The organism is Streptomyces sp. CC0208, assembly GCF_003443735.1.
Lineage (GTDB): Bacteria > Actinomycetota > Actinomycetes > Streptomycetales > Streptomycetaceae > Streptomyces > Streptomyces sviceus.
The window spans coordinates 8,466,966-8,487,220 of the sequence record NZ_CP031969.1; the positions used below are offsets into that span (position 1 = coordinate 8,466,966).

The window sequence follows — 20,255 nt, forward strand, 5'->3', positions numbered from 1 at the left end:
GTGGCGGCGCGGGACCCCGGAGCGCACGGGAGCGGGTGGTCGGGTCCGGTGCGGCGCAGGTCGGCGTATTCCAGCACGGGACGCCGACCTGATCCGTCGGGCAGACCTACGCTCGCAACAGCCGTACCAACACAGTGGCGTGGCTCTGCTCCGGCGTCTTCGACGCGGTCAGCAGGGTCACGTCACCCCTGGCCGCCAACTCCCGGATCCTGTCGAGCAGTCCGGCCGCCTCGGGATCGGCCAGCTCCGCCTCGTACCGCTCGGCGAACTCCTCGTACGAGCCCTCGCCGGCGTGGTACCAGCGGCGCAGCTCGGTCGACGGGGTGAGCGCCTTCGGCCACTCGTCGACGCGGGCCGCGTCCTTGGACAGACCCCGCGGCCACAACCTGTCGACCAGGACGCGGACACCGTCGTCGGGCTCGGGCGGTTCGTAGACACGGCGGATGCGCACGCTCACGGGCGGCCTCTCGACGAAGGACGGCTGCGTCGGGAGCGTACTGCGGAGCCCGTCGTGACTTGACCTGATCAAGGGTGAGTTGCGGGGGAGGGGGCCTTTAGTGTGAAGCGTTGTCCACCCCCCGACCTGTAGGAGAGCACGTGTCGACGGCCGTCAGACGCATCTTCGTCCTCGTCACCACCCCCCTTGCCCTCACCGCTCTGCTCGGGGCCGCCGCTCCTTCGTCGACGGGCTCGTCCGGCGCAGGCGACCCCTACTTCCCGCTCGCCGGAAACGGCGGATACCACGTCGGCCACTACGACCTGACACTCCGTTACGACCCCAGCAGCCGCCATCTCGAGGGGAAGGCGGTTCTCACCGCCCGCGCCACCGAGCGCCTGACGCGCTTCGACCTCGACTTCAAGGGGCTCACCGTCACGGGCCTGACCGTCGGTCACGCCAAGGCCGGGTTCCGCCGCTCCGGACAGGAACTCGTCGTCACCCCGCAGCGCGCCCTGCGCAAGGGGGAACGGTTCACCATCACCGTCACCTACAAGGGGAAGCCGGCCCCGGTCACCGACCCGGACGGCTCGCTCGACGGCTGGATCCCCACCGACGACGGAGCCTTCGTCGCCGGGGAACCGCAGGGCGCGATGACCTGGTTCCCGGCGAACAACCACCCCAAGGACAAGTCGTCGTACGACTTCACGATCACCGTCCCCCAGGGCCGCACCGCCGTCGCCAACGGCGTCCTCCTCTCCCAGCGGACCACGCACGGCAGGACCACGTTCCGCTGGCACCAGAGCGAGCCCATGGCCGCCTACCTGGCCACTGCGACCGTCGGGAAGTTCAAGGTGGAGCAGTTCACCACCAGCAACGGCATCCGCGTCTACAACGCGGTCGACGCGCGCGAGGCCGCCGCCGCGGCGCCCGTCCTCAAGAAGCTGCCCTCCGTCCTGGAGTGGGAGAGCAAGCTCTTCGGGCCCTACCCCTTCCGTGCCGCCGGATCGATCGTGGACCACGCCCCGAACGTGGGCTACGCGCTGGAGACCCAGAGCCGTCCGGTCTACGACCGCGCGCCCGACCTGAGCACCCTCGTCCACGAGAACGCCCACCAGTGGTTCGGCGACTCCGTCTCGCTCACCTCCTGGAAGGACATCTGGCTCAACGAGGGCTTCGCGACCTACGCGGAGTGGCTCTACACCGAGCAGCACGGCGGCGACAGCGCCCAGAAGACCTTCGACCACCTCTACGCGAAACCCGCGAGCGACGAGCTGTGGGAGTTCCCGCCCGGCAACCCCGGCAGCGGCGCCAACATCTTCGGCACCCCCGTCTACGCCCGTGGCGCCATGACCCTGCACGCCCTGCGCACGGCCGTCGGCGACCGGGCGTTCTTCCTGATCCTGCGCGCCTGGGCGTCCGGGCACCGCTACGGCCTCGGCACCACCGCGCAGTTCGAGCGCCTCGCGGAACGGGTCTCGGGCAAGGACCTGGACAGCCTGTTCCGGACCTGGCTGGACACGCCGGGCAAGCCCAACCAGCCCTAGAAGCTGACGAGTTTCTTACAACTGTCGGTCACAGTCGCCTCATGATCACACGCAGAACCCACGTCGCCCTGCTCGCCGCGTCCCTGTTTCTCAGCGGATGCGGCGGCGGTGCCGTGGCCAGTACGGAAAGCGCGCCCCCGCCGTCCCGGGAGCCTTCACGGACCCCTGCCTCGCCGGAGATCTCCGTCGAGGTCGCTCCCCAGCAGATACCCGGCCTGGGACCGAGGACAAGGGCGAAGATACCGGCCGACGCCCGGCAGGCCGTCGTGGTCACCGGGCGGGGCCGTGACTCGCCGGTCTCGACCGTGGTGCTCTACGAGCGCACGGCGGCCGGCTGGCGGGCCGGCGCGAGCTGGCCCGCGCACAACGCCCTCAAGGGCTGGTCAGACCACCACCTGGCCGGCGACCTGCGCTCGCCGATCGGCGTGTACACCCTCACGGACGCCGGAGGACTGCTGAAGGACCCCGGCACCAAGCTGCCGTACGACCGCGGTGTCGGCTTCACCTCGCCCGGCACCGGCTTCGAGGGCGAACCGCTCGCCGGGTCCTTCGACTACGTCATCGCCATCAACTACAACCGGCAGCCCGGCACGTCACCGCTGGACTGGACACGGCCGCTGGGCGCGGGGCGCGGCGGCGGGATATGGCTGCACGTCGACCACGGCGGGCCCACCCACGGGTGCGTGAGCATCGCCGAGAAGCACATGAAGGAGCTGCTTCTCACCCTGGACCCGGACCTTCGTCCCGTCGTCGTCATGGGCGACGCCAAGTCCCTCGCCGGCTGAAGCGCTTAGGATCCGCCGGGTGTGCGCACATGTGCTGGTCGCCGAGGACGACGAGATGCAGGCCGAACTCATACGGCGGTCCCTGCTCGCGGAGGGCCACACCGCCACCGTGGTCCACGACGGGCGGGCCGCTCTGGACGCGGCCCGGCGGGTCGCCCCCGACCTCGTCGTCCTGGACCTGATGCTGCCGGTGATCGACGGCTTCGGCGTGTGCCGGGTGCTGCGCCGCGACGCGGACATCCCCGTCGTGATGCTCACCGCACGCTCCGACGAGGACGACGTCCTGCTGGGCCTGGAACTGGGCGCCGACGACTACATGACCAAGCCGTACAGCCCCCGGGAGCTGATGGCCCGCATCCGGACGGTCCTGCGCCGCAGCGGACGCGGTGGCGTGGCCGACCGGCGGGAGGATCCCGTCGTACGGGCCGCGGGCCTCGCCGTCGATCCCGTACGGCACGAGGTGCGGTGCGACGGGGCGCCGGTGGAGTGCACCCCCGCCGAGTTCGAGATTCTGCTGGCCATGGTCGCCGAGCCCGAACGGGTCTTCTCCCGGCGGCAGTTGCTGGAGGTCACCCGGGGCACCGACCGGGCCTCCACCGAACGGGCCGTGGACGTCCACATCATGAACCTGCGCCGCAAGATCGAGGCCGATCCGCGCCGCCCGGTGCGGCTGCTGACCGTGTTCGGCGTGGGCTACAAGCTCAGCGGCGGCCGCGGATGACCGCGCGGATACCGCTGCACAAGCGCCTGCTGGTCCGTCTGCTGATCACGTCCGGGCTGATCGCCGTGTGCTCGGTGGCCGCCACTGCCTGGCTGGCCGTGGCGACCACCACCCAGGCCCTGCGCGAGGAACAGGGACAGGCACTCGCCGACGACATGGACGTCCTCGCCGAACTCAGCGGGTACGCGGCGACCCACCCCGACTGGACCGAAGTGGCCGCCACCGTACGGGAGTTGTCGGCGAGGACCGGCCGGCGCATCGCGCTGACCGCCGCGGACCGCCGGGTCATCGCCGACTCCGCGCCGCCCGGCACCTCCCTGCCCCCGAGCGCGGCCGCCGCCGTCGACCCGCTGCACACCGACACCTACAGCGAGCGCGGCGCCCAGCTCTCGGGCATCGACCCGCGAGCGGTGGGCCCGTACCGGCTCACCGAGGCGGAACGCCTCAAGGTCGCCGCCCTGGCCCGCAAGCGGCAGCTCTGCTTCTCCCGGTTCGGTGTGGAGACCAGCCTGAGCCGTACGCCGAGCGGACGAACCGTCCTCACCGACGACGACAGCGGCTCCGAGCCCGACTACGTGCCCGACGCCTGCGCCGACGGACTGCTCAACACGCCCACGCCGACCGAGGAGAAGGCGGTCAGGGCGCTCCAGGGGCTCGCCCGCGACTGCCTGACCAAGGCGGGCCTCGACCCCCGGTCCACCGCGCTGCTGGGGACCCCACCGACCGGCCTTGACCTGCGCACTCCCGCCCCCGGCAAGCTCGCCGCCAAGGAGGCGCGCCTGGTCCAGCCCTGCCTCGACCAGGCCCGCCGGGCGCAGCTCGACCCGTACGTGGCACCGGTGGCCGAACTCTTCCTGGGCACGGGGGACACTCCCGCCGTGCTGTTCGACATGTCCCCGGCCAACAAGGCCAAGGTCGTCGGCACCGCGTCTCTCGTGCTCGCCGTCACCGTCGCCGCCACCGCCCTGGTCGCCACCCGGCTGGTGCGGCCGCTGCGCGCGCTCACCGCGGCGGCCCAGCAACCGCCCGAACTCCATGTGCGCGTCCCCGTCACCACCCGGGACGAGACCGGCATCCTCGCCGTCGCCTTCAACGACCTCACCGAGCGCCGTGAGCGCCTGGAAGCCCAGCGCAAGGCGATGGTCAGCGACATCGCCCACGAACTGCGCAGCCCGCTCACCAACATCCGTGGCTGGCTGGAGGTGACCCGGGACGGCGTCGTCGACCCCGACCCCGTCCTGCTCGCCTCCCTGCACGACGAGGCCCTGGTCCTGCAGCGGGTCATCGACGACCTCCAGGACCTCGCGGACGCCGACGCGGGCACCCTGCGCCTGCACCGGGAGCCCGTCCGCTGCGACGAACTCCTCCAGCAGGTCGCCGCGGCCCACCGCGTCGCCGCCGACGCGGCCCGGGTCGGGCTGCGCACCGATGTCGAGGGTGAGCCCTGGCTGGACGCCGACCCGGTCCGTATGCGGCAGGCGCTCGGCAACCTGGTGTCCAACGCGCTGCGCCACACCCCGGCAGGCGGCACCGTCACCCTGTCCGCGCGCCGGGACGGCGACGACAGCGTCCTGGAGGTGGCCGACACCGGCACCGGCATCGCGCCCGACGACCTCCCGCACGTCTTCGACCGGTTCTGGCGCGCGGAGAAGTCCCGCAGCCGTCGTACCGGGGGCTCGGGCCTGGGTCTGCCCATCGTCCGGCACCTGGTCGCGGCCCACGACGGAACGGTCGCCGCGGCGAGCGAGCCCGGCACCGGCAGCGTCTTCACGCTCAGGATGCCGTGGGGCCCGGCACCCCGGCCGGACGCCTGATTCCGCGCGTGACCTGCGGGTACCCCGTAGGCCCGTAAACGGAAAGGGAGGCCGGGAGATGAGCGTGTCGGACGGGCTGCCGGTGGTGCGGACCCTCGCCGAACTGGCAGGCCTGGCCGAACGGCACGAGCGCCTGTACGTCCGCTGGTCGCGCGGTCCCGAGATCGATCTGACCCGCGCGTCCAGCACCGACGAACTCACCGGACTGTCCCTGCCGGGACTGTCGGCCAACCCGCTCGACGTCGAGGACTGGTGGCAGGGACGTCCCGGACAGCTGTGGGTGGCCCGGCGGCTGTACGACTACTCCCATCTGCCGCACGAGAAAGGCCCCGGCGTACGTCCCTGGATCCTCCAGGGCCGCGAGCGGGGCCGGGGGCCGGACAACGAACCGCTTGTCGCAGAGGTGCGGCCGATGTGCTGGATCGATCCCCAGGTGATCGAGGAGGCGCGGGTCGCGGTGGAGCGGCTGGAGAACCCCTGGGGTCCGCTGCGCCGCACGGGCCGCTGAACGGGTCCGGTCGCCCGGACCCGTTCAGGTTCGCCCGTCAGCCGGACCTTCTCCGCGCGGTGGCCGCGCGCCGGGCGAGTGCCCGGCGTTCCGTCTCACTGGTGCCGCCCCAGACGCCGATGCCCTGCCCCGTGTCCAGCGCCCACTGAAGACACTGCTCCTGGACGGGGCAGCGCCGGCAGACGGACTTGGCCTGCTCCGTCTGGACCAGTGCCGGACCGGTGGTGCCGATCGGGAAGAAGAGGTCCGGGTCCTCGCGGCGGCACGCGGCATGGGTTCGCCAGTTGTCCATCAAAGTCACCTGCGATCGAAGTCGTACGTGCCCTCGTGCTTGGCTTACTCGCTTTCGGGTGACCTGTCGATGCGCCGTGAAACCACCGGGCCCCGTGGGACCTTGCCCGGTCACTGCTCCCGAAGGCCCCACGGGGAGCCGTACGCGGTCAGCAGCTCCAGGAACGGCCGGGCCGGGAACGCCTCCGGGCCGAGGACACCCGTGCCGGTCCAGGCGCCGGTGGCGAGGAGTTCGAGGGCGACGACCGGGTTCACCGCGGTCTGCCACACCACGGCCTGGCAGCCGTACTCCGCCATGGACCACTGGTTGTCGACCACGTGGTAGAGGTACACCTCGCGCGGCGCCCCGTCCTTGGCGCCCTTCACCCAGGTGCCCGCGCAGGTCTTGCCGTGCATCCGGTCGCCCAGGGTGGCCGGGTCGGGCAGGCACGCGGCCACCACGTCCCGCGGTGAGACCGCGACCGGGCCCGCGGGGCTCGGCACGGTCACCTGCTCGGTGCGGTCCAGGCCCAGCAGGTGCAGGGTCTTCAGCGTCTCGACGAACTCGCGGCCCAGACCGTACTTGAAGGTGACCCGGCGGGCACCGACCCAGCGGGGGACGAGCAGCACCTCCTCGTGCTCCACGTTCACGCACTCGACCGGGCCGATGCCCTCGGGGAAGTCGAAGACCTCCGGTTCGCTGAAGGGCTCCGTCGTGAACCAGCCGCGGTCGGCCTCGTACACCACCGGCGGGTTCAGGCACTCCTCGATGGTGGTCCAGATGCTGAAGGAGGGGGCGAAGTCGTAGCCGTCGACGGTGAGGTTCGCTCCGTCGCGGACACCGATCTCCTCGATCTCGTCGAAGAGTTCGTCGGCCGCGTACCGGGCGAAGACGTCCGAGAGGCCCGGTTCCACGCCCATGCCGACGACGGCCAGCGCGCCCGCCTTCTCCCACTCCTCGGCCTGCGCGAACTGCTCGTCGCCGAGCTTGATCCCGCACTGCGCGTACGGCCGCTCGGGATGCGGACGGGACAGGGACATCGCCATGTCGACATAGGTCGCCCCGGCGGAGCGCGCGGCCCGGAACAGCGGCATCACGAACCGCGGATCGGTGGCGTTGAGGAGGACGTCGCAGGCGTGCCGCTTGAGCAGGGCTGTCACGGCCGACTCGTCGCTCGCGTCCACGCGCTCGGCGCGGAACCGGCCGGCCCGCTCGCCGAGCGCGGCCACCGCGGCCTCGGCGCGGGCCGGGTCGTAGTCGGCGACGACCATGGTGTCGAGGAACGGCCGCCGGGCGGCGATCCGGGTGACAGCGGTGCCGACGCCCCCGGCGCCCACGAGCAGTACACGCATGACAAACACTTCCTGACGGGTCGAGATCGCGGATACAGGGGCCCTGGCGGTGATACAACGCCGTGCGCTCGCATAAGGTCAATGGCGTTGGCATAAGGAGGCCACCATGCCGAAGCCCGTGGTTCCCGAGGAGAGACGCCGCCGGCGCCGCCCCACGAGGAGCGGAACCGTTGCTGTCCGAGGCGCTGATCGTCGAGACGGCTCTGCGCATGCTCCGCGAACACGGCAGCACGGGTCTCACCGCCCGCCGCCTGGGGCTGGCCCTGGACGCCGACCCGAGCACGCTCTACCGCTACTTCCGCGGCATGGACGACCTGACGCTGGCCATCGGCGACGCCCTGATCGGCCAGGCGCTGGAGGGCTGGGCGCCGACGGGGGAGTGGCGGCGGGACCTGCGCGAGGTGGGGCTCCGCATCCACGCCGCGTACGTGGCTCACCCCCAGGCCGCGGTGCTGACCACGAGCAGGGTCACGGGCCGGGCGAACGAACTGGCGGCCGACGAGGCGGTCCTGGACATCCTGCGCACGGCCGGTCTGCCACTGCCCGACACCGCCCGCGTCTACCACGTCTTCATCGACCAGACGCTGGCCTTCGCGGCTCTGGACGCGGCGTCCCTGGCCCTGCCGAGCGCGGCGCTCCGCGCGGACGAGAACCAGTGGCGCTCGACCTACGCCCACCTGCCGGACGACCGCTACCCGCGGATCGCGGAGGCGGCATCCCTGCTGGCGTCCCGCATGGTCACCAGTGCCTATCCGACGGCCCTGGACATGTTCCTGGACAGCGTGGAGAAACAGCTCCGCGCCCTGTCATCGCAAGCTCCCTGACGCCGCGGCGGCCACCGCCTCCGCGACCGCGGCCAACGCGGGTGAGTTCAACTTCCACTGCTGCCAGTACAACGGCACGTCGACCGGCCTGTCCGGTGCCAGCGAGATCAGCCGCCCCTCGCGCAGCAACGTCCCTGCCTGAATCTCCGGCACCATCCCCCACCCCAGTCCCAGAACGACCGCCTCCACGAACCCCTCCGAGGCCGGCACCGCGTGCCGCACCGGACTCGCCCCACCGCGGCCCAGCTGCCGGAGGAACCCGTCCTGGATGTCGTCGCTCCGGTCGAACGTCACCACGGGCGCGTCTGCCAGCCGGTCCCGCAACGACGCCCCTTCGAGGCAGCGTCCGACGAACTCCGGGCTGGCGGCCGCGAGATACCGCATGCGCCCCAGGGCCCGCACGGAACACCCCGCCACGGCTTCGGGAGAAGACGTCACCGCCGCCATCACCAGCCCCTCGCGCAGCAGTTCCGCGGTACGGGTCTCGTCCTCGCGCCGGAGTTCGAAGCACAGCCGCTCCCGCTCCGGAACCCGGGTGAGCGCTCCCAGGAACCAGGTCGCCAGGGAGTCGGCGTTCACCGCGACCGAGACCGGGGTCACCTCGCCCTCGCCCGGCAGGCCCAGCTCGGCCAGAGCGTCCCGCTCCAGGCGGGCCAGCTGCCGCGCGAACCGCACCACCACGTCGCCCGACTCGGTCGGGCGCACCGGCTTCGTGCGCACCAGCAGCACCCGCCCCGTGCGCTGCTCCAGCGCCTTCACCCGCTGGCTCACCGCCGAAGGCGTCACGTGCAGGGCGGCCGCCGCGGCGTCGAAGGTGCCCTCGTCGACCACGGCGAGCAGCGTCCGCACCTGATCCAGGGGGAGTTCGGTCATCATCACGGCAGCTAATGATACGTAAGAATCTTTAGCTGTACGTCCGGTGATCGTCTCCGTACCGTCGAAGCATGCCCGCTTCACTGTCCGCCGCTGCCGCAGGTTTCGGCACCGGTCTCTCCCTGATCGTCGCCATCGGCGCCCAGAACGCCTTCGTCCTGCGCCAGGGGATCCGCCGCGACGCGGTTCTCGCCGTCGTCGGCATCTGCGCCCTGTCCGACGCCCTCCTCATCGCTCTCGGCGTCGGCGGGGTCGGTGCCGTGGTGGTGGCCTGGCCGGACGCGCTGACCCTGGTCGGCTGGATCGGCGGCGGATTCCTGCTCTGCTACGGCGCCCTCGCCGCCCGCCGGGTCCTGCGGCCCGGGGAGTCGGGCCTGCGGGCGGAGGGCGAGGTGACGGGCTCCCGGAGGCGAGCGGTGCTGACCTGCCTGGCGATGACCTGGCTCAACCCGCACGTCTACCTGGACACCGTCTTCCTGCTCGGCTCGGTGGCCGCCGACCGCGGTCCGCTGCGCTGGACCTTCGGGCTGGGTGCCGTGCTCGCCAGCCTGTGCTGGTTCGCAGCGCTCGGCTTCGGGGCCCGGCTGCTCAGCCGTTTCCTGGCCCGGCCGACCGCCTGGCGGGTGCTCGACGGACTGGTCGCCACGACCATGATCGCCATGGGCGTCATGCTCGTGGCCGGAGCGTGAAGTCCTTCGAGCGGTCCACAACTTGAGACCTCGCGTCCCGAACGCCTGGACGATGCTGCGATAGTGAACCCTGGATCCCGTTAGATGTATCGAGCAACCAGGAATCGCGTGGACACCGGCGAGAGCAGCACCGAACCCAGGAGCACCGAACCCGGGAGCACCGAACCCGGGACACCGGCCGCGGACGAGACCCCGCCACCCCGGCGCGGCTGGCGTCGCTGGGCGATGGACACCCGCCCGCTGCGCATCCCCGCCTACCGCCGGCTGTGGAGCTCGACCATCGTCACGGCCGTCGGCAGCCAGCTCACCGCGGTCGCGGTGCCCAAGCAGATCTACGACATCACGGGCTCCTCGGCCTGGGTCGGCGCCGCGAGCATGGCCGGACTGCTGCCGCTGATCGTGTTCGCGCTGTGGGGCGGCGCGGTCGCCGACACCATGGACCGCCGCAAGCTGCTCCTCATCACCAACAGCGGCATCGCCGTCACCTCGGTCCTGTTCTGGCTCCAGGCGGTCAGCGGGCTCGACTCGGTGGCCGCCCTCATGGTCCTGCTCGCGGTGCAGCAGGCGTTCTGGGGTCTGAACGCCCCCGCCCGCAACGCCTCCATCGCCCGTCTGGTCCCCGAGGGACAGTTGCCCGCCGCGAACGCCCTGGGCTCGACCGTCATGCAGACCGGGCAGGTGGTCGGCCCGCTGCTCGCGGGTGTGCTGATCCCGGTGATCGGTCTGCCGGAGCTGTATCTCATCGACGCCCTGGCGCTGTGCGTCACCGTGTGGGCGGTGTACCGGCTGCCCTCCCTGCCGCCTCTTGCGAGCGCGGTGGCGCGGCGGGCCGGTGTGCGGGAGATCGCGGAGGGCTTCCGGTACATCTCGGCGCACAAGGTGCTGCTGCTGTCCTTCCTCGCGGACATCGTCGCCATGGTCTTCGGCATGCCCCGGGCCCTGTTCCCGCAGCTCGCCTCCGAGACCTACGCGCCGTACGGCGAGGGACTCGCGCTGGGCCTGCTGTTCGCCGCGATCCCGATCGGCGCGGTCCTCGGCGGGCTGTTCTCCGGCACGTTCTCCCGGGCCCGCAGACACGGCTGGATGGTCATCGGCGCGGTCGTGGCGTGGGGCGTGGCCATCACCGGCTTCGGACTGAGCGGCAGTCTGTGGCTCGCCGTGGTGTTCCTGGCCGCGGCCGGGGTCGCCGACATGGTCTCGATGGTCTTCCGCGGGGCGATCCTGCTCTCCGCCGCCACCGACGAGATGCGCGGCCGGATGCAGGGCGTCTTCACCGTCGTCGTCGCGGGTGGTCCCCGCCTCGCCGACGTCCTGCACGGCACCGCCGGCTCGGTCTTCGGCGCCCGCGCCGCGGTGGCCGGCGGCGGCCTCCTGGTGGTCACCGTCATGCTGACCCTGGCGTTCGCCGTACCGGCCCTGCGCCGCTACCGGATCTGAGAACCGGGGGTGCACTCCCTGCGAGGGAGGGCGCAGCAGCCCTCGCGACGCCGGCAAGACCGGCCCCGTACGCCCTAGAGCGCCCCCCTGCGGTGCGAACCGTACTGCTCGATGAGCTTGCCCCGGGTCGTCTCCAGGCGGTGGGCGAGGATCTCGGCGACGCTGCGGACCAGGATCATGCCGAGCCGGCGATCCTCCTCGCACAGCCGGAGCACCGCCGCCGCGTCGAACTCGTGGGCGCGCACGGGACTGAAGGCCTCCGCGCCGAAGTCCCACCGGTACGGCGGGAACAACCAGGACCAGCCGAGCAGGTCGCCGGAGCCGAGCGCGGCGACGGTGACCGTGTGCTGCGTGGTCACCTGCTGGGTCAGTGAGACCGCTCCGGAGCGGATGACCCAGAAGCGGTCGGCCGTACCGCCCGCCTCGAAGATGTGGAAGTCCTCGGGGAAGGAGACCTCCTTGGCGAGCGTCATCAGGCTCTGGCGCTGCGGCTGCGGTAGTGCGGTCAGCAGTTTTATCGCTTTGGTCATGACGCGGGGCTCCTCGCCGGCGGTGGATTCCGGTGTTGTGCCTACGCCCATTTCAGCGGCTGCCGGCGTCCGGGGCACCTCGGCGAATGTGAGGATCTGCGCGGGACGTGAAAAGCCCTGGCTGGACGGGGGAGGCCAGCCAGGGCAGTCAGAGGTGGTGTCGGAGGACGGTGTGTCGACCCCGTCACCACGTATGGATGAACCGTAAACCATCCATGGCGATTTCGCGCAATCTCATACGGGGTGGGTGACCTGTTTCACTCGGCGGACGCGTTTACCACCCAGAGCGTCCCCAGCTTCGCGTCGGCGGCCAGGGCGCCCTTCGCGTCGGGATGGGCCTCGAAGGCCTGCTCGTACTCCGCGGCGGACGGCGGGTGCGCGAGGTGACGTTCGGCGTCCCAGCGCGGCTCGACCCACACCGGCTCGATCCCGGACAGGATCAGCCCGGACACCACCGACTTGTGCGCGTCCCGTCCGACCAGCAGCTTCTCGTGCGGGCCCGCGACGGCCGGCATCGCCGCCTTCACGGACAGGGAACTCCCGCACGTGGTGAAGAAGGTGTGGTCGGCGTGCACGGCGTCGGCCATCAGCTCCTCGGCCCGCTCCAGCACCCGGCCCCGGGTCAGCCGGTCGTCCAGACCGCCCGTCTCCCGGGAAGACCGCGTCGCCCAGCACTTCCCGCACCGCGGGATCGGCCCCTCGCGCCTGCTTGTGTCCCGGCGGCGCGAAGGACAGCTGTCCTCGCCGGTGGTAGTCGGCCAGGGCTTCCACAACCGGTGCTCGGGTGTGGTCCACAGTCATGGCCCCCGGGTGCCCGGCCCGGAAGTCCGTCAATCGGTCCCGGCCGGAACACCCCGCCGTCAGCGGCTGCCCGGCCTGATCACCTCGTCCAGCACCCTGGTCACCGCCTCGTAGGCCAGGGTGCGTACGGCGGCGTCCCGGGCGGCTTCGGGATCGGAGGGTTCCAGCTCGTCGCTCCGCGCCCGCCAGGACCGCTCCTCCTCGGCGGCACAGGCCCGGGCGCGCTGGATTCGGCGTAGCAGTTCATCTGAGTCCACGACATCCGTCATGCGGTTCGCGTACCCCGGTAACGCGATCGAATGGCCGGGTGTCCCGCCCCGAAACGGGGAGGTTTGACCCGGCGCGCAGAGGTCAGCCGATGAGTGGAGGCCTACGGAGGGCGCGCACCGTACATCACGGTCACCGTGTCCGTGGGTCCGGCCGGGCCCGGCTTCTGCTTCACCGACCCGAGAACCACCCGTCGATTTACTGATCAGGAGCCACGTCATGTGCGACGAGCACAGGACCGAAGCCGCCCCCGAACTGTCCGTCGCGCGTCGGCGCGTACGTCCCCGGCCGTCCAGGCCGGCCGAGGCCCGCCAGGCGGTGGAGCGGGCGGTGTCCGAACGCTGCCGCGCCACCCACACCCCGTGCGACGCGCAGGCACTCTCGGACGCGTTGCTCGTCGCCTCGGAACTCACCACCAACGCCATCCTGCACGGCGGCGGCATGACCGACTTCCGCGTCACCGTCGAGGGCCGGGGCGTGTGCGTCTCCGTCAGCGACCGCAGTGCCGCGCTGCCGGTCGCCAAGGCGCCCGTCGACCCGCAGGGCAGGTGGCGGCCCGGCGGCCACGGCTGGCCGATCGTGTGCCGGCTGGCCCGTGACGTCCGCGTGACCGACCTGCCCTCGGGCGGGAAGTGCATCACCGCCGTGGTGCCCCTGAGCTAGTCCGACACCTGTGGGGAAGCCACCGGAAAACGGAGTTTCGCCGACGGAGTTTGGGCCCCATGGAGCAGGGCAGACGCAGTTTCGTGCTTCGGACCGGAGGCGCCCCAGCGGGAGCGGTATGGCTGCTGCGGGCCCCTTCCGGCGGTCCCGGCGTCATTCCTCCCGCGGTCAGACCCTGAACCCGTTCTTCAGGAGCGAATCCGTATGCTCACCGACACGTCGACCAGCCGTCCCACCACCCAGGACCGTCCCTCCAATTCCGGCAGGCGGCGACACGACGACGCCCCTGACACCATGGCCCTCTTCGCCCGTCTGTCCGGGCTGGAGGACGGCCCCGAGCGCGACGCCCTGCGCGACGAACTCGTCAGCGCCTGGCTGCCCATGGCCCACCGCATCGCGGGCCGGTTCCGCGACCGCGGCGAGTCCCTCGAAGACCTGCGCCAGGTCGCGGCCCTCGGGCTCGTGAAGGCCATCGACCGGTTCGAACCGGAACGAGGGGCCTTCGAGAGCTACGCCGTGCCCACCATCACCGGCGAGGTCAAGCGCCACTTCCGCGACCGCATGTGGGCCCTGCGGGTGCCCCGCCGCGTGCAGGAACTGCGCAACAAGGTGCGGGTGGCCCGGCGCGAACTCACCCAGAACCCCGGTTCCCCCGAACCGACCACCGCCGACCTCGCCGCTCACACCGGCCTGACCGAGGAAGAGGTCACTACCGGCCTGGAGGCCCTCGAAAGCTTCAGCACGCTCTCCCTGGACGCCGAACTCTCGGCCGGCGACGACGGCTACAGCCTCGCCGACACGCTGGGCGGCCCGGACACGTCGTTCGACGTCGTCGTCGACCGCGAGTCCGCCAAGGAGGGCCTGCGCCGACTGCCCGAGCGCGAGCGCGCCATCCTCTACATGCGTTTCTTCGAGGACATGACACAGAGCCGTATCGCCGACCAGCTGGGCATCTCGCAGATGCACGTCTCCCGGCTCATCAGCCGCAGTTGCGCCCGGGTGCGCGACGAGGCGCTGGCCGACCGGTCGAGGCGGCAGGCCGACGGACCGGCCGAGGCCTGAGAGGACGAGAGGGAACCAGATGCTGATACCCGATCGCACCTTCCTGCGGCGGCTCGTCCAGGAGTACGAGGCGCTGCGGGCCGAGGAGTCCGCGACAGCGGCCGAACCGAGCCCGCGGGCCCGGGACCTCGCCTACACGCTCTGTGTATCCACCGGCACGCGCGATGTGCGGCTGGCCCTGGAGACGGCTCACCGCCTGCTCACGGCCATGCCCGAACCCGCGCGACTGGCCGACTGAGACTGACCGCACTCCGTGTGACCGCCCGCAACGACGGCATCCGGACTTCCAGAAGGGTCGACATGACCACGAGCTCCACGGCACCGGCCGGCCGGATCCAGGCCAGACGCGCGCGCGGTTCCGTCATGGAGGGCGCCGCTCGCGCGGGATTCACCGCCCGCGGAGTGATCTACCTGCTGGTCGGTGTGCTGGCGCTGCAGATCGCCTTCGGTGACAGCAAGCGCCAGGCCGACCGCGGCGGCGCCCTCGCCGCCCTCGCCGACAAACCGTTCGGCTCCGTCGTCCTGTGGGCGCTGGGGATCGGTCTGGTCGGCATGGCCCTGTGGCGGCTGTCCGAGGTGGTGTTCGGCGCGGTCGGTCCCGACGGCGACAAAGCCACGAAACGACTGCTGTCGGCGGCCCGCTGCGTCTTCTACGGGTTCGTCGCCTATTCCGTGCTGTCCTTCGCCGCCGGTTCCGGCAGCGGAGGATCCAGTGACAAGCAGTCCAAGGACGTCACTGCCCGCGTCCTGGAGTGGCCCGGCGGGCAGTGGCTGGTGGGCGCGGCGGGCATAGGCGTCGCGGTGGCCGGTGTGTGGATCGCCTTTCAGGCGCTGCGCAGGTCCTTCCACGACAAGCTCAAGCTCGGCGAGATGAGCCCGCGGGTCAGGAAGCTGGTCGACGTGACGGGGGTCGGCGGTGGGGTCGCGCGGGGCGCGGTGTTCACCGTGGCGGGCGCGTTCGCCGTACGCGCCGCGGTCGACTACGAGCCCAAGAAGACGAAGGGCCTCGACGACACGCTCCGTTCGTTCGCCGACACCCCGCTGGGGCCGTGGCTGCTCGTCCTGATCGCCGCCGGTTTCGTACTGTTCGGCGTGTTCTCGTTCGCGATGGCCCGCTGGCGGCGGGTCTAAGGGGCGGATCACGGGGAACCCGAGGTTCATGAACGAACCCGAGCTTCCGCCCGACGGTAGGCCCGTGGACGTCTACCTGGACCTTCTGCGCATCCGTATGGCCTCGGAGGACTACGAGCTCCTGCTCAGCGTGGTCCGCCCGGCCCTGCGGGCGATCGACGAACACCAATTGCCCGCCCTGGACTTCGCGCTGGAGGACAGCCGGCAGGACGGGCTGCCCCAGGAGATCCGCGACGAGGCCGCCCTGGTCATCGCCACGGCGGTGACCGGCCGAATGGACAACCAGGTGGTCGAACTCCATGTCGATGACAGCACCAGCCCGATCCGGGTGGTCACCGACGCGGACACGGCCTCAGATCCGGTCCGCCTCGGTGAGATCGCCGACTACATCCGTGAACGCCGAGAGCTCGACGACGAGTTGCGCGGCATCGCCGAGGTGAGCGGTCTGCCCACGGATCTCTGAACGTCGCGCCCTATCGCCTGGGCGCCGCCACCGGCACGTGCAGCGGCCGGGCCAGACCGACCACGGTCTCGTCCAGCCGCTGCACGTGCCGCAGCACGCGGTCGGTGACCCGGCCGAAGCGGGGCGTGCCGGGGACCTCGGTCTCCAGCAGGGACGCGATGCTCGGCCCGGTCTCCACCGCTGCCGTGGAGCGTTCGTCGGCGACATGCGCGGCGATGGCCGCGATGTTGTCCCCGATGCGCCGGCCGGCCCGGCGCAGCCGGGGATCCGCCGCGATCGAGGGGTGGGTGGGCAGCAGTTCGGCCGTGGCCGCCAGTGAGCGCGCGTGGTACGCACAGGTCTCCAGGAGCGCCACGACATAGCGCGCGGTGTCGCGCCGGGCCCGCAGCGGGGTGATCGGGTGGGTGAGCGGCTTGGTCGCCGCCCGCAGGTCCGCCAGCGCCTGGTCCAGATCGCGCGCCTGGTCGAGCAGGTCCTCGGGGGAGCCGCCGCTGAGCTGGTCCACGGCGGCCTCGGTGACCTCGTCCAGCCGCTCCAGCACGGTGACGAGCAGTTCGTTCGTACGGCGGTCCGTGCGCACCGGCAGGACGAACGCCGCCGCGATGACCCCGCAGGCCGCGCCGAGCGCGGTCTCCTCCACGCGCAGCACCAGCACCGAGAGGCTGTAGGTGTGCAGCAGCGTGTAGAGCAGCCCCAGGGCCGCAGTGACGAAGAACGACATCAGGGTGTAGGAGAGCGGCGCGGAGTAGAACATCGCGAACACCAGCACCAGCACCAGGGCGAACGCCGTCCAGGTGTGCTGCCCGACCGCCCCCGCCAGCACGATCCCGGCCAGCACGCCGAGGACGGTGCCCAGCAGCCGGCGGTAGCCCTTGACCAGGATCTCGCCCGTGGACGCGGTGTTGATGAACACGATCCAGCAGGTGAGCACGGCCCAGTACCAGCGCTGGCTGGAGAGGAACTCGCCGCCGACGATGGCGAGCGAGGATCCCACGGCGACCTGCACGGCGGCCCGGGTCGTGGGCCGCCTGAGCCCCGTGAGCTCCTCCTGCTCGCCGTCCTCCTCGCGGGCGTCGATGACGGCGTCCTCGGCGTCCAGCTCCTCACGCGAGCGGGCCGTCGCGGGGGAGTCGTCCGACTCGTCCTGCGGACCGTCCAGAGCGATCCTGAGGCCCAGCACCGCGCGGGCGGCCTCGCCGACGCCCCGGAAGACGTCCTGGACGGCGGGCGGCGCGGGCGGCAGGTTCTCCTCCTCGCGGTAGCCGAGCAGCCGGTTGCGGACCTGGGACAGGGCCGTGCCGGACCTGGCGGCGACCGGGCGCAGCACCAGCAGCCGCAGGGCCTCCAGATCGCGGCGCACCCTGGCCATCGCCTCGTCCCGGCCGGGCATCCGGCCGGCCCGCGGGGCCGGCGCACCGGGCAGATGCAGGGTGAGGGTGTCCGCGCGCTCGGCGCTGCGGGCCGACAGCAGCAGCAGGCCGAGCCGCTCGGCGGTGATCTCGGCGTCCGCGACACGCCGCTGCACGAGCCGGGCCGCGGCCGCGTCGGAGGTCCCCTCCTCCAGCCGCCCCTGGATCATCAGCGCCGTCTCGTGCAGCCGCGCGGTCCCCTCGCGTACGCCCTTCAGCGCCTCGTCGATCTCCTCCGGCCCGGCGTCCAGCAGTTGGATCTGCGCGGACACCAGTTGGGCCAGCCGGACCCGGAAGGCCTCCCGTAGGCGTTCGAGGAGGCCCGCGGGGGTCTCCGGCACCAGCAGGAAGCGTGCCACCGCGCTGCCCAGGAAGGCGACGCCGAGGACGCCGTACAGCTCGGGCAGGCCGGAGACGGTGGCGCCGACGAACAGGGAGACGAAGTAGACCTGGAAGCCGATCAGGCCGAGCGCGGTGCCCCGGTCGCCGAAGCGGCGGCTGTAGACGGCGCAGAAGATCAGCGCGACGAAGAACAGGTCACCGGCCAGCACACGGGAGCTCAGCAGCGCGCCCAGCGACAGGGAGGCCAGGGCCACCGGGAGGCCCAGGGCGAGCGTCACGGCCTGGGCGGAGCGCTGCTTCTCCCGGATGGCGAAGGTCGCGACCATCGCCGCGATGGCGCCCGCCACCAGATGCGGGACGCTCGCCCCCAGCAGACCGAGCACGGCCAGCGTGAGGGCGATCGCCCCCACCGTGCGCAGACCCGCGGCCAGCCGGAGCAGCCCCGGGTCCGACGCCGCGACCCGATCGCGCACCCTCGCTGTGTTCACTCCGACGTACTCACTCCCGTGTCATGTCATGATCCGTTTCCAGCATGGCACGGCGGGGTCGGATCACCTGCCCCCGGGCTCTGCGAGGGTGTGGGCTACCAGCGCGTTGGCGTGACCGTGTCCCAGCCCGTGCTCGGTCTTCAGCCAGGCGACCAGCTCCATGTGCCGGGTCAGCGGCGAGGAGCGGATGAGTTCCTGCCACTCGGCGATCGGGCGGCCGTACTTCTTCTCGATCGAGGGGAAGTAGCTCGCGGGGCCCTTCACGGTCTCGGCCATGACGATGTCCTTTCGGAGGAACGCTGTGCTGTCCCTCCTATGACCGCCGGCCGGCGGGAAACCGACCGGCGATCCGGAGTGATCCGCATCACGCCTACGGGTCCAGCCGTGGGGTCCCCTCGACCTGCGCCCGGACCTGTTCCGGCGTCAGGTACGCGTCGGTGTACTCGAAGTCCTTCAGCTTGGCGGGCTTACGGGCCTGGAAGCCGGTACGGACGAAGTCGTCGCCCGCGAGGGCGTTGAGCGTCCAGTTCGTCGCCACGCGAACCTTGGCGACGTTGGTGCGCAGCGCCATCCAGTGGTAGCCGCGGGCGGCGAACTGGGCGGGCAGGCCGCGCAGTTCGATGCCGAGCGGCTTGGAGACGGCGTCCTTGCCGCCGAGGTCGACGACCAGGCCGAGGTCCTTGTGGACGTACGGCTTCAGGGCCTGACCCCGCAGCGTCGCGATGACGTTGTCGGCGACGACCTTGCCCTGGCGCATGGCGTGCTGGGCCGTGGGCGGGCAGACCGCGCTGTCGTCGTCCTTGGCCTTGTCGGGCACGGCGGCGGAGTCGCCGAGCGCGAAGACGCCGTCCTGGCCCGGCAGGGTCATCTCGGCGGTCACCGCGAGCCGCCCGCGAATCGTTTCGGCGCCGAGCGTGGCGATGAGCGGGCTGGCGACCACCCCGGCCGTCCAGATCAGGGTCCGGGTCGGGACCACCCGGCCGTCGGTGAAGGTGACCTCGTCGGGGCCCGCCTTCTCGATGGACACGCCCAGCGACACGTCGATGCCGCGCCGGCGCAGGATCTCCTGCGCGCTGCGGCCGAGCTTGTCGCCCAGCTCCGGCATCAGCTTCGGCGCGATGTCGATGAGATGCCACTTGATCAGCGACGGGTCGATGCGCGGGTAGCGCTTGACCGCCGCGTGGGTGAGCTTCTGCAGACAGGCGGCGGTCTCGGTGCCGGCGTATCCGCCACCCACGACCACGAACTGGAGCCGGGCGGCGCGCTCGGCCGGGTCCTGGCTGGCGTCCGCGAGGTCGAGCTGGGAGATGACGTGGTCGCGGATGTAGGCGGCCTCGGCGAGGGTCTTCATGCCGAAGGCGTGCTCGGTGAGGCCGGGGATGTCGAAGGTGCGGGTGATGCTGCCGGGAGCCAGCACGATGTAGTCGTACGGTTCGTTGACGATCTCGTCTGTGATGGTGCGGATCACGCAGACCTTGGACTTGAGGTCCACGCCGATCGCGCCGCCCGGGATGATCCGGGTGCGGTACTTCTTGCTGCGGCGCAGGGAGACGGCGATCGACTGCGGCGTCAGCACGCCGGAGGCGACCTGGGGCAGCAACGGGAGATAGAGCTGGTAGGCGAACGGCGTCACCAGAGTGACGTCGGCTTCGTCCGGGGAGAGTTTCCGCTCCAGCCGGCGCACGCATTCGACTCCGGCGAAGCCGGCGCCAACCACCAGGATCCTGGGTCGTGTCACGGTGTGTTCATCCCTTTCTGCGGCTCCAGGCGGTCTGCCTTGAACGCCCTTCGTCTGCCCGTGCGGGCGCGACGAATGCGTCGAGGACCACCATGCCCGTCCCG

General features: G+C 71.5%; 21 protein-coding genes and 2 pseudogenes. 13 read left to right on the forward strand and 10 right to left on the reverse strand.

Annotated elements, in window-relative coordinates; all coding sequences use genetic code 11:
* Positions 1–106 precede the first annotated feature (106 nt).
* The gene (locus D1369_RS38865) at positions 107–457 is read right to left on the reverse strand and encodes a DUF488 family protein (protein ID WP_118082973.1); all 351 of its coding nucleotides are present in this window, start codon (positions 455–457) and stop codon (positions 107–109) included.
* Positions 458–597: 140 nt separating this feature from the next.
* Here D1369_RS38865 and D1369_RS38870 point away from each other — a divergent pair, with 140 nt between their 5' ends.
* From D1369_RS38870 to D1369_RS38890, 5 genes are read left to right on the forward strand one after another with little or no spacing between them, the layout of a single operon-like run.
* The gene (locus tag D1369_RS38870; protein WP_037898811.1) at positions 598–1,983 is read left to right on the forward strand and encodes a M1 family metallopeptidase; all 1,386 of its coding nucleotides are present in this window, start codon (positions 598–600) and stop codon (positions 1,981–1,983) included.
* 41 nt (positions 1,984–2,024) lie between these two features.
* Complete coding sequence (locus D1369_RS38875) at positions 2,025–2,768, forward strand: L,D-transpeptidase family protein (RefSeq protein ID WP_007379752.1); 744 nt, start codon at positions 2,025–2,027, stop codon at positions 2,766–2,768.
* Between the two features lie 19 nt (positions 2,769–2,787).
* Positions 2,788–3,489 (forward strand): response regulator transcription factor, encoded by a 702-nt coding sequence (locus D1369_RS38880; RefSeq protein ID WP_007379751.1) that lies wholly within the window; start codon positions 2,788–2,790, stop codon positions 3,487–3,489.
* Positions 3,486–5,303: a HAMP domain-containing sensor histidine kinase gene (locus D1369_RS38885; protein WP_007379750.1), complete on the forward strand. Its 1,818-nt coding sequence runs from the start codon at positions 3,486–3,488 to the stop codon at positions 5,301–5,303. Before D1369_RS38880 ends, D1369_RS38885 begins: the two co-directional genes overlap by 4 nt.
* Before the next feature lie 58 nt (positions 5,304–5,361).
* The gene (locus tag D1369_RS38890; protein WP_007379749.1) at positions 5,362–5,811 is read left to right on the forward strand and encodes a DUF6098 family protein; all 450 of its coding nucleotides are present in this window, start codon (positions 5,362–5,364) and stop codon (positions 5,809–5,811) included.
* Positions 5,812–5,848: 37 nt separating this feature from the next.
* On the opposite strand, the gene D1369_RS38895 is transcribed toward D1369_RS38890, so the two are convergent.
* Together D1369_RS38895 and D1369_RS38900 are read right to left on the reverse strand one after the other, a co-directional pair.
* Positions 5,849–6,103 carry a WhiB family transcriptional regulator gene (locus D1369_RS38895; protein WP_007379748.1) on the reverse strand — a complete coding sequence of 85 codons (255 nt, stop codon included), beginning with the start codon at positions 6,101–6,103 and terminating at the stop codon, positions 5,849–5,851.
* A 110-nt stretch (positions 6,104–6,213) separates the two neighbouring features.
* The gene (locus D1369_RS38900) at positions 6,214–7,434 is read right to left on the reverse strand and encodes a saccharopine dehydrogenase C-terminal domain-containing protein (RefSeq protein WP_118082975.1); all 1,221 of its coding nucleotides are present in this window, start codon (positions 7,432–7,434) and stop codon (positions 6,214–6,216) included.
* Between the two features lie 106 nt (positions 7,435–7,540).
* On the opposite strand from D1369_RS38900, the pseudogene D1369_RS38905 reads away from it, so the two are divergent.
* Positions 7,541–8,258, forward strand: a pseudogene (locus D1369_RS38905) (TetR/AcrR family transcriptional regulator).
* Here D1369_RS38905 and D1369_RS38910 read toward each other — a convergent pair.
* Complete coding sequence (locus D1369_RS38910; protein WP_037902969.1) at positions 8,241–9,134, reverse strand: LysR family transcriptional regulator ArgP; 894 nt, start codon at positions 9,132–9,134, stop codon at positions 8,241–8,243. The pseudogene D1369_RS38905 and the gene D1369_RS38910 sit on opposite strands and share 18 nt — an antisense overlap.
* 68 nt (positions 9,135–9,202) lie before the next feature.
* Here D1369_RS38910 and D1369_RS38915 point away from each other — a divergent pair, with 68 nt between their 5' ends.
* Together D1369_RS38915 and D1369_RS38920 are read left to right on the forward strand one after the other, a co-directional pair.
* A complete protein-coding gene (locus D1369_RS38915; RefSeq protein WP_007379744.1) occupies positions 9,203–9,820 on the forward strand; it encodes a LysE/ArgO family amino acid transporter in 618 nt (205 codons plus the stop codon).
* A 108-nt stretch (positions 9,821–9,928) separates the two neighbouring features.
* Positions 9,929–11,257: an MFS transporter gene (locus tag D1369_RS38920; protein WP_007379743.1), complete on the forward strand. Its 1,329-nt coding sequence runs from the start codon at positions 9,929–9,931 to the stop codon at positions 11,255–11,257.
* A 74-nt stretch (positions 11,258–11,331) separates the two neighbouring features.
* Here the strand turns inward: D1369_RS38920 and D1369_RS38925 are convergent, their stop codons facing one another.
* The 3 genes and pseudogenes from D1369_RS38925 to D1369_RS38935 form a co-directional block, all read right to left on the reverse strand.
* Positions 11,332–11,787, reverse strand: a complete 456-nt coding sequence (locus D1369_RS38925) for a cyclic nucleotide-binding domain-containing protein (RefSeq protein WP_007379742.1) — start codon at positions 11,785–11,787, stop codon at positions 11,332–11,334.
* Positions 11,788–12,098: 311 nt separating this feature from the next.
* Positions 12,099–12,588 (reverse strand): annotated as a pseudogene (locus D1369_RS38930) (ornithine decarboxylase); the annotation flags it as partial.
* Positions 12,589–12,647: 59 nt separating this feature from the next.
* Positions 12,648–12,857 carry a hypothetical protein gene (locus D1369_RS38935; protein WP_007379740.1) on the reverse strand — a complete coding sequence of 70 codons (210 nt, stop codon included), beginning with the start codon at positions 12,855–12,857 and terminating at the stop codon, positions 12,648–12,650.
* 217 nt (positions 12,858–13,074) lie between these two features.
* Here D1369_RS38935 and D1369_RS38940 point away from each other — a divergent pair, with 217 nt between their 5' ends.
* The 5 genes from D1369_RS38940 (at position 13,075) to D1369_RS38960 (ending at position 16,174) form a co-directional block, all read left to right on the forward strand.
* On the forward strand, positions 13,075–13,518 hold the full coding sequence (locus D1369_RS38940; protein ID WP_007379739.1) for an ATP-binding protein: 444 nt from the start codon (positions 13,075–13,077) through the stop codon (positions 13,516–13,518).
* A gap of 204 nt (positions 13,519–13,722) precedes the next feature.
* The gene (locus D1369_RS38945) at positions 13,723–14,580 is read left to right on the forward strand and encodes a SigB/SigF/SigG family RNA polymerase sigma factor (protein WP_118082977.1); all 858 of its coding nucleotides are present in this window, start codon (positions 13,723–13,725) and stop codon (positions 14,578–14,580) included.
* Between the two features lie 19 nt (positions 14,581–14,599).
* Positions 14,600–14,818 (forward strand): DUF5133 domain-containing protein, encoded by a 219-nt coding sequence (locus tag D1369_RS38950; protein WP_007379737.1) that lies wholly within the window; start codon positions 14,600–14,602, stop codon positions 14,816–14,818.
* A gap of 62 nt (positions 14,819–14,880) precedes the next feature.
* Entirely contained in the window at positions 14,881–15,711 is an 831-nt protein-coding gene (locus D1369_RS38955; protein ID WP_007379736.1) for a DUF1206 domain-containing protein, read from the forward strand.
* Positions 15,712–15,739: 28 nt separating this feature from the next.
* Positions 15,740–16,174, forward strand: a complete 435-nt coding sequence (locus D1369_RS38960; protein ID WP_007379735.1) for a hypothetical protein — start codon at positions 15,740–15,742, stop codon at positions 16,172–16,174.
* A 10-nt stretch (positions 16,175–16,184) separates the two neighbouring features.
* Here the strand turns inward: D1369_RS38960 and D1369_RS38965 are convergent, their stop codons facing one another.
* From D1369_RS38965 to D1369_RS38975, 3 genes are all read right to left on the reverse strand, one after another.
* Entirely contained in the window at positions 16,185–18,398 is a 2,214-nt protein-coding gene (locus tag D1369_RS38965; RefSeq protein ID WP_240436129.1) for an FUSC family protein, read from the reverse strand.
* 78 nt (positions 18,399–18,476) lie between these two features.
* On the reverse strand, positions 18,477–18,689 hold the full coding sequence (locus D1369_RS38970; RefSeq protein ID WP_007379733.1) for a DUF4287 domain-containing protein: 213 nt from the start codon (positions 18,687–18,689) through the stop codon (positions 18,477–18,479).
* A gap of 94 nt (positions 18,690–18,783) precedes the next feature.
* Complete coding sequence (locus tag D1369_RS38975; protein ID WP_037898798.1) at positions 18,784–20,151, reverse strand: NAD(P)/FAD-dependent oxidoreductase; 1,368 nt, start codon at positions 20,149–20,151, stop codon at positions 18,784–18,786.
* Between the last annotated feature and the right edge of the window lie 104 nt (positions 20,152–20,255).